7 protein-coding genes and 1 pseudogene are annotated in these 8,223 nt (G+C 70.0%); 5 read left to right on the forward strand and 3 right to left on the reverse strand.

Going from position 1 to position 8,223, the window contains the following annotated elements; translation table 11 throughout:
• The first annotated feature begins 82 nt into the window (after nucleotides 1-82).
• Nucleotides 83-1,003: an ABC transporter ATP-binding protein gene (locus tag BN11_RS06635; protein ID WP_048696042.1), complete on the forward strand. Its 921-nt coding sequence runs from the start codon at nucleotides 83-85 to the stop codon at nucleotides 1,001-1,003.
• Nucleotides 1,000-1,707, forward strand: coding sequence for an ABC transporter permease subunit (locus tag BN11_RS06640; RefSeq protein WP_048696045.1), 708 nt, complete (start codon nucleotides 1,000-1,002; stop codon nucleotides 1,705-1,707). Before BN11_RS06635 ends, BN11_RS06640 begins: the two co-directional genes overlap by 4 nt.
• Nucleotides 1,708-1,977: 270 nt before the next feature.
• On the opposite strand, the gene BN11_RS06645 is transcribed toward BN11_RS06640, so the two are convergent.
• Nucleotides 1,978-3,282, reverse strand: coding sequence for a phytase (locus tag BN11_RS06645; RefSeq protein WP_053084024.1), 1,305 nt, complete (start codon nucleotides 3,280-3,282; stop codon nucleotides 1,978-1,980).
• Between the two features lie 220 nt (nucleotides 3,283-3,502).
• Here BN11_RS06645 and BN11_RS06650 point away from each other — a divergent pair, with 220 nt between their 5' ends.
• Nucleotides 3,503-5,689, forward strand: coding sequence for an esterase-like activity of phytase family protein (locus tag BN11_RS06650; protein WP_235435389.1), 2,187 nt, complete (start codon nucleotides 3,503-3,505; stop codon nucleotides 5,687-5,689).
• A gap of 133 nt (nucleotides 5,690-5,822) precedes the next feature.
• Nucleotides 5,823-6,424: pseudogene (locus BN11_RS21730) on the forward strand (nitroreductase/quinone reductase family protein).
• On the opposite strand, the gene BN11_RS24640 reads toward BN11_RS21730, so the two are convergent.
• Nucleotides 6,389-6,835: an ATP-binding protein gene (locus BN11_RS24640; RefSeq protein ID WP_327152896.1), complete on the reverse strand. Its 447-nt coding sequence runs from the start codon at nucleotides 6,833-6,835 to the stop codon at nucleotides 6,389-6,391. The pseudogene BN11_RS21730 and the gene BN11_RS24640 sit on opposite strands and share 36 nt — an antisense overlap.
• Between BN11_RS24640 and BN11_RS06660 the strand changes: the two genes are divergently transcribed.
• Entirely contained in the window at nucleotides 6,728-7,435 is a 708-nt protein-coding gene (locus tag BN11_RS06660; RefSeq protein WP_048696051.1) for a ferritin-like domain-containing protein, read from the forward strand. The two genes, BN11_RS24640 and BN11_RS06660, sit on opposite strands and share 108 nt — an antisense overlap.
• 46 nt (nucleotides 7,436-7,481) lie before the next feature.
• Here BN11_RS06660 and BN11_RS23505 read toward each other — a convergent pair.
• Nucleotides 7,482-8,223: hypothetical protein (locus BN11_RS23505; RefSeq protein ID WP_235435391.1), on the reverse strand; the 742-nt coding region annotated here is incomplete at its 5' end.

An 8,223-nucleotide genomic window follows, 5' to 3' on the forward strand; every position in this document is an offset into this window, starting at 1 on the left:
GGCTGTATGCCGCCGTCCTCCTCGCCATCGCCCTCGCCTGCGTCGCCGGGCTGGTCTGGCGCTATCGGAAGCTGGCGACGAAGTGAGTGTCCTGACTCTCGACGCTGCCTCCCGCTGGTTCGGGAATGTCGTTGCGGTGAACGGGATCTCGATGACCGTCGGCCCCGGCATCACGGGCCTGCTCGGCCCCAACGGCGCCGGCAAGACCACCCTCATCGCGATGATGGCCGGCTTCCTCGCCCCCTCCGCAGGCACGGTGACCTTGGACGGGAAGCCGATCTGGCGGCATACCGACGCCTATCGCACCATCGGGCTCGTGCCCGAACGCGAACTCAGCTTCGGCTATCTCACCGGCCGCCAGTTCGTGCGCGCCAACGCCGAACTGCACGGCCTACCCGACCCCGGCGCCGCCACCGAACGCGCCCTCGCGACCGTCGAGATGACCGACCCCGCCGATCGGCGCATCGACACCTATTCCAAGGGCATGCGCCAGCGCGCCAAGCTCGCCTCCGCCCTCGTCCACGACCCGGCCGTCCTGCTCCTCGACGAACCGTTCAACGGCGTCGACCCGCGCCAACGCATGCACCTGATGGCACTGCTGCGGCGGATGGGCGAGGAGGGCCGCACGCTGCTGTTCAGCTCCCACATCCTCGAAGAAGTCGAGCAGGTCGCCCGCCACATCGAGGTCGTCGTCTCCGGGCGGCACGCCGCCTCCGGCGACTTCGGCACCATCCGCCGGCTGATGACCGACCGGCCGATGCAGTATGCCGTGGCCTCCTCCGACGATCGCCGTCTCGCCTCCGCGCTCATGACCGAGCCCTCCGTCCTCGGCGTCACCCTGCGTCGGCAGGGCGGGCTCGACGTCTCCGTCGCCGACCTGGGCGCGTTCGCCGTCCGCCTGCCCCACCTCGCCAGGGAGGGCGGCATACGGATCCTCGAACTGACTCCCAGCGACGAATCCCTCGAGAGCGTGTTCGCCTACCTCGTCGGCGGCCCCGCATGAACCCCACCATCGCCCGACTCTCCGCTCAGGCCCTCCTCGGCCGACGCCGCGGCGTGGTGCTGCTCGTCATCCCCGCTCTCCTGATCGGGCTGGCGGTGTTGCTGCGCGTCCTGACCGACGCCGACGGCGGGTATGACGCCGTCCTCACCCTCGGCTACACGCTCGCGCTGCCGCTGGTCGCGTTGCTCGCCGCGAGCGCGGTGCTCGGGCCGGAGATCGACGACGGCTCGATCGTCTATCTGCTGGCGAAACCGGTGTCCCGGCACGTGATCGCGCTGAGCAAGTTCGTCGTGGCGTGGCTCGCCACTCTCGCGCTGGGGGCACTGCCGCTGGTCGTGGCAGGGCTGATCATGGACTCGGGCAACCCGCGGCGCGCGCTCGCGTGGGGCGCGGCGGGTGCGGTGGCGGGCACGACATACTCGGCCCTGTTTCTGGCGCTGGCGGCGGTGACCCGGCACGCCGTCGTGGCGGGGCTGCTGTTCGTGCTGATGTGGGAGGGCCTGCTCGGCGGCCTGCTCACCGGCATCAAGTGGGTCTCGATCGGCGCCTGGGGGCGACAGGTCGGCTACCGGTTCAGCGCCCGCCTCGACGACGCCTTCCTCCCCTTGTCGTATGCCGTCCTCGCCGCCCTGGTCGTGACGCTCGGCGCCCTCTGGCTCACCGGCGACCGGCTGCGCTCGTTCACCCTGCGCGGCGACGAGTAGCGGCGTGGTGACGTCGGACCGCGAGTTCACTCGGCCGATCTCGATGCGATGCCCGTTGACGGGCGCCGCCATGAGCTGCTCGACGGGACCCGTGACCGTTCCAGCTCGTCCGTTTCGCCGCCGGGGACCCCTCGATCAGCGCGAGCGAGGCCGTCTTCATCGACGCGCATGGGTCGGGCGCCTTCATGGATCTCCTCGCCGCCGTCAACCCCGACCTGAACGATCTGCAGCGCGCGCCGGTGATCGGCTGACCACGGCCGCGGACGTCGCTCAGCGCGGGAGGGCGAGGGCGTCGACAACGGCACCCCATTGCACGTACGAGAAGTTGGTGGGGTCCCGCTCGGAGTCGACACCGGGACCGCTGTCGGGTTCGTCGTGGCTGACCAGAAGTCCGCGAGGAAAGCCAGCCACGGGGACGGTGACGACGTCCAGGCCGTCGGAGCCGTTGACATTGTCGGCGCCGTCGATGCCGCGAATCCGGAAGCTGCCCAATGGTCTATTTGCTCCGGTGAGGTTGTAGACGGCGAACCGGTCGTCGCCCTGGCTGGAGACGACGATCTGCCCGCCCGCCCCGGCATGGGCGATCGCCACGCCTTCGGCGTCGGCTGTCAGCAGGTGTCCGGCGTAGGTCGCAGGCTGGTCGGGGTCAACCGGTACGCACTCCTCGCTCTCCTCGTCCCAGCGGTCGGTGATGCCGAAGTCGGTGACCTTGTCGATGAGCTTCGGCTGCCCCGAATAGAGCGGCAGCGGGATCCGCCACAGGCCGACATCCTCCTGCGCGGCATAGAGGACATTGCGGGCGTTGTCGACGGCCATGCCCTCCAGCTGCGGCCGGGTGCCCGGCTCGTTGCATACGCTCCAGGTCGTGCCATTGGGCAGCGGGAAGCTGGCCGGCAGAGGCAGGTGCCGGGAGTCGGTGTAGCCGATTCCGTTGGCAGAGCTCGTCAATCGCACGGTCGCGATCCGGGTGGTGCCCTCCTGGGTGAGGGCGACATAGGTCGGTCCACCTGTGGGTTGCCACACCGCCAGGCCGTATGCCGTCTTCTCCGTGTCCACGCCCGCGCGCGTGTGCTGGAAGACGAAGGGCACGCCGGGGGCGGTGACCTCGCGAAGTTGCCGGGTCGCTGCGGCGCCGGCCGGGTTGATCGCGAAGAAGCGGAGTTGGTCGTTGTAGCGGTCGCTGACCACGGCGACGTCGGTGCGCTTGCCGCCGACCATCAGCCCGCGGGCGATGTCGACATTGTTGAAGCGACCGGGCACGCCGTCCGGCCGCGGCGCGGGGGTGGCGGCAAGCTTCTGGAGTTGGCGGCCACGCAGGTCGTACACCCGCAGTCCGCCCTCCTTCGCGGTGACGATGACGATCGAGCGGCGCGAGTCACTCGGGTGCACCCAGATCGCCGGGTCGTCACCGGAGGCGTTGCCACCGGCATCGTCGTCATAGAGGGTGGGCGTCTCGACACGGGTATCCACCGCCCCCCGCGGGAGACGGTCCTCATCATCGGAGGCAGCGATCGCGGAGGGGGCGGCGAGGGAGAGCAGGAGGAGGGGCGGCAGCATACGGCGCAGCGTCGTCATGCCGGCCCAGTGTGGCCCTCACACGTGGCATCCAGATGGCCGCACGATGACCAGCACATGCCGGCCAGCCGGTCTCCAAGAGACGTGGCTCGGAGCGGCGAGAACTGGACAACCGACCAGGTCAGCGCCGGTGGCCACCCGGGCGGGATCTGGGGGAAGGCGACGCACGGCATACCCCCGCCGTTGGTCCGGCGTTCCGGCCACGGGGCCGTTCGCGCGGATGGCGACCTACCCCGTGTATCAGAACGTGCCCGCCGGCGTCGACCCGCTGGAGGAGACCGTTGCGGAGATCTCGACGGCGAGCAAGGACGGGCGCACGCTGATCTACACCGATTCCGCGGGCAAACGGATCGGGTTCGTCGACATCAGCAACGCGAGTGCACCCAACGGCCTCGGGACGCTGTCGATGGAGCAGTTGGGTGACGCAGACGCAGAGCCGACCAGCGTGCACGTCGTCGGGGGCTTCGTCCTCGTGGTGGTCGACACGAGCGCCTCGTATGTCGAGCCGTCCGGCAAGCTCGTCGTCGTCCGGTTGTCGGACCGCAAGGTGGTGCGAACCATTTCTCTTGGGGGACAACCTGATTCGATCGACGTCAGCGCCGACGAGCGCCGCGCGATCATTGCCATCGAGAACGAGCGCGACGAGGACGTCAACGACGGTGAGCTGCCTCAGTTGCCCGCCGGGTTCCTTCAGGTCGTCGACATGCCGACCGCGAGCCCGTCGTCGTGGGTGGCGACGAAGGTGCCGTTGACGACAGCGACCGGTGCGCCGATTCCGATGCTTGCCGCCGCCGGCCTGGACACACCGCGGGACCCGGAGCCGGAATACGTGACGATCAACTCGCGCGGTGTCGCGGCGGTCACGCTGCAGGAGAACAACGGCATCGTCCTAGTGGACCTGGCGACGAAGAAGGTCACCAAGGCCTGGTCGGCCGGCATCGTGACGCGCACGCGTGTCGACACCCTCGAGGACGGCAATATCTCGCTCACCGGCACGATCACCGTGCCCCGCGAGCCCGATGCCATTGCCTGGGTGGACGATCGCTACCTCGCGACCGCCAACGAGGGCGACTGGAAGGGCGGCAGCCGGGGCTGGACCGTCTTCGACAGCGCGACCAAGGGCATCGCCTGGGACTCCGGTGTCAGCCTGGAGCGCCTGGCCGTGAAGTACGGCCTGCACAACGAGGGCCGGGCGGAGAACAAGGGCACCGAACCGGAGGGCTTGGCGGTGGCGACCATGGGCGGCAAGCGGTATGCTTTCGTCGCCTCTGAGCGCTCGAATTTCGTTGCGGCATACGACATGACGAAACCCATGTCGCCGGTGTTCCGGCTGCTGCTGCCGACGACCAACGGCCCTGAGGGCGTCCTGCCGATCCCGTCGCGGGGACTGCTCGCCGTCTCCTCCGAGGTGGACGACTCGGACGCCCAGGTGCGCTCCTCGGTCAACCTCTTCAAACTTGGCGGTCCGGACAACCGGCTGGAGTTCCCGACGATCGTGTCCGCGTATGCCGGAGGGGCACCCATCGGCTGGGGCGCGCTCTCCGGGCTGAGCGCCATCCCGGGCACGACGAATCGCCTTGCTGCGGTGAGCGATTCGGCATACGCGACCGGTCGGATCTACCAGATCAACACCGCGAAACGGCCCGCGCTGATCACCTCCGCGGTCGATGTCACGGACGAGTCCGGCGTGGCCGTCGGCCTTGACCTGGAAGGCATTTCGGCCCGTGCGGCCGGTGGCTACTGGCTCGGCGTCGAGGGGGCGACGGGCGCAGAGAACGCGTTGGTGCGCACCACCAGCGCCGGCCGCATCCAGCAACGCGTGAGCCTGCCGGCCGATATCGCCGCGCACGTCGGCAAGTGGGGCATCGAGGGTGTCAGTGCGATCGGCACCGGCGCCGACGAGGTTGTCTACGTGGCGCTGCAGCGGCCGCTGTGGGCCGACCCGGCCGGCGCCGACGGTCCCATCGACGGCGAGAACGTCGCCCGCATCGGGCGCTATTCGGTGGCTACCGGCACCTGGTCGTGGTTCGGTTACCGGCTGACCACCACGACCACCGACGGCGACTGGATGGGCCTGTCGGAGATCACCGCCCTCGACGCGAACACCGTCGCGGTCATCGAGCGCGACAAGCTCAATGGCCCGAACGCCCGTGTCAAGCGCGTATATGCCGTCGACGTCCCCGCGAAGGGCGCTCCCGCGGTGACCCTGCCGATTCTGCCCAAGCGCCTCGTCGTCGACGTGCTGCCGGCCTTGCGCTCGACGCGCGGGTGGACCCGGGAGAAGCTCGAAGGTTTCACCGTCTCCGGCGGCACGATGGTCGCCGTCACCGACAACGACGGTCTCGACGACGCCACTGGCGAGACCGTCTTCCTGCGCCTCGGCGCCCTTCCCGACGGCGCCAACTGACCGAGGAAGCCCCACGACCAGCAGCTCGGTGGCTCACCGATTGGGCGGCGCGGCGGGCTGGACGGTGGCGAGGCGGGCTCGGTCAGGGCTGACCCGTATGGCCCGGCGGCCGGGGCATCGCGAAGCTGTGGGTATGTCTTCGACTCCGACCCTCGGTGCTGCCACTGCCCCGCCCCGCCTGCCTCCGGCACCGGTCATCAAGAGCGCTTGGCGGATCCATCGCCTGCTCTATCGTGTCAGCGGCGGCCGGTTCCTCTGGACGCCGGCCAACAAACGCGGGTGGGGTGCCTTGCGGTTGACGACCACCGGGCGTCGGTCCGGGGCCGATCGCAGCGTCATCCTCGCGTACCTGACGCACGGCGACGGCTGGTCTGTCGTCGCCATGAACGGTGGCTACCCGGCCACCCCGCCTGGCTGCTCAACCTGCGCGCTCAGCCCTCCGCCACCATCCGTCTCAAGGGTGGACCGGCACGAGATGTTGTTGCGCGAGAGGCGAAAGGCGCAGAGCGGGAGGCGATCTGGGCGCGCTGGCTCGCCGTTGACCCCAACCTCGGCGCCTGGGCGGCCGCCCGCTCCACCCCCACACCCGTCGTCGTGCTCGAACCGTCCGCGGCGAGCGCGGGCGCGTGGCGGGATGAGTTGCGAGGGGGACCATTCCCGTTGATGACGAGCCGTGCCAGGCTCTCGCAAAGCCGTGGGTCACGCGTCGTCGCGCAGCGGAACGGTCATCGTTAAGGTCGATCCCTGCCCGGCGCCAGACGAGGCCGCCGTGAGATCGCCGCCGTGCCCGCGAGCCAAGGCCCGAGAGATCGTCAGCCCGATCCCGTGTCCGGATTCACCCTCGACGCTTCGGCGCCCAGGAACCCGGTAGAAGCGCTCGAAGATCCGCTCGAGATCGGCGCTGTCGAGGCCTTCGCCGTCGTCGGTGACAGTCAGCATCGCCGAGGCGCCGGACCGTATGCTGCGCACCACGATCCTGCCCCGCGGCGCGACGGCACGCAGGGCGTTGCCAGCACCCGAACCACTGTCGTCGCGATCGTGGCCGCCGCGGCCCTGGGACTCACCGGGGCCGGCGCCGCCGGCGCCCGGAGCATCGCATTTGACGAGGCGAGCAGGACCGCATCCACATCGACCGCCGATGCCCAGCTCGCCGCCATACTCTCCTTCAACCGCGAAGAGGAGCGGATGGCGCGCGATCTATACCGGCTCTTCAGCAACACGTACAACGGCGCCGCCCCGTTCTCCCGGATCGTGCTCTCCGAGCAGCGGCACTTCGAGGCGATCGGCCGCCTCCTCACCACATACCGGATCCCGGACCCCTCCGCGGGGCGTCCTGCCGGAAGCTACGCCGACCCTGCCCTCCAAAGCCTCTACACCACCTGGAGGGCGCAAGGGCTGATTTCGCGGACCGAGGCGGCGAAGGTCGGTGTCACCCTCGAGAAGCGGGACATCGCGGACCTGAAGAAGAGCATCGCGGCCACGACCAAGACCGACGTCAAGAACGTCCTGAGCAGCTGCTGGCCGCGTCGCAACAGCACCTCGCTGCCTTCACCGCCGCCGTCAACGGAACCACGATGGGCGGCGGCATGGAGCCGGGGCCCATGCAGGGCGGGCGTGGCGCCAATGGCCCACTGGGACAAGGCCATCGGGCCGGCAGCGGCAGCGACACCATGGTGTGCGACGGGACCGGGCCGCGCATGCAGCGGGGCAGGCCCTGACCCCGTCCGGTCGGCGGTTGCCAGCTGACGCCTGGTCACCCGACGGAGGATGGTCACGACCTACCTGGTGCTCGTCAGAGACGGGCGAGGACTCCCGCGGCGGTCTGGCGGCCCCAGCGGTCGCGGACGCTCAGGTCCGCCCCGTGCCAGGCCGGCGCGCACCGGACGACGAAGCCTTGGTGGTCGAAAAGCGGTGCCAATAAACGGTATTCGAGGTGGTAACCCACGCTGGAGTCGATGCCGCCGCGGCGGGCAGCCTCCGCCATACAGACCGCTTGCAAGGGTCCGTGCGTGACCAGACCCGGATAGCCCTCGACGTCCCGCGCGTAGTCGCGGTCGTAGTGGATCCGGTGTCCGTTGTAGGTGAGCGCCGAGTAGCGGAAGAGCAGCACCGGGTCGACGTCGATCGCCCACTCGTCGGCCGCAACGGGGAGCGGGGGCTCCGGGTCGCCGGGCGGTCGCCCATCGGCGGTGGGGGCAGTGGGCGCGGCCCGGTAGACGATGTCCTGCTCCTCCCGCACCGCGACGCGGTCGTCCTGGCTGATCTCGTGCAGGACCGTGGCGAATGTCAGTGTCCCCGTGCGGCCTTCCTTCGTCACCTCCGAGAGGAGGCGGGTATGCCGTCGCACCGGCACGTGCGCGTGCAACGGCGCGTGGGTGGTCACCCGGCCGCCGGCCCACATTCGCCGGCGTCCCGGTTCCGGCGGGGCGGGGAGGGCGCCGCGGACGGGGTGGCCGTCGGTGCCGAGGTCCTTCCGGGGCGGCCGGTCGAGGGTGTAGAGCCAGTGCCACAGCATCGGCAGGGGGGGGGGCGGG

Source organism: Nostocoides australiense Ben110 (genome assembly GCF_001050535.1).
Lineage (GTDB): Bacteria > Actinomycetota > Actinomycetes > Actinomycetales > Dermatophilaceae > Nostocoides_A > Nostocoides_A australiense.

Coding starts and splice junctions, on each gene's coding strand:
- BN11_RS06650 (WP_235435389.1), top strand. CDS start 3,503: ATGGCGACCTACCCCGTGTATCAGAACGTGCCCGCCGGCGTCGACCCG.
- BN11_RS06640 (WP_048696045.1), top strand. CDS start 1,000: ATGAACCCCACCATCGCCCGACTCTCCGCTCAGGCCCTCCTCGGCCGA.
- BN11_RS06645 (WP_053084024.1), bottom strand. CDS start 3,282: ATGACGACGCTGCGCCGTATGCTGCCGCCCCTCCTCCTGCTCTCCCTC.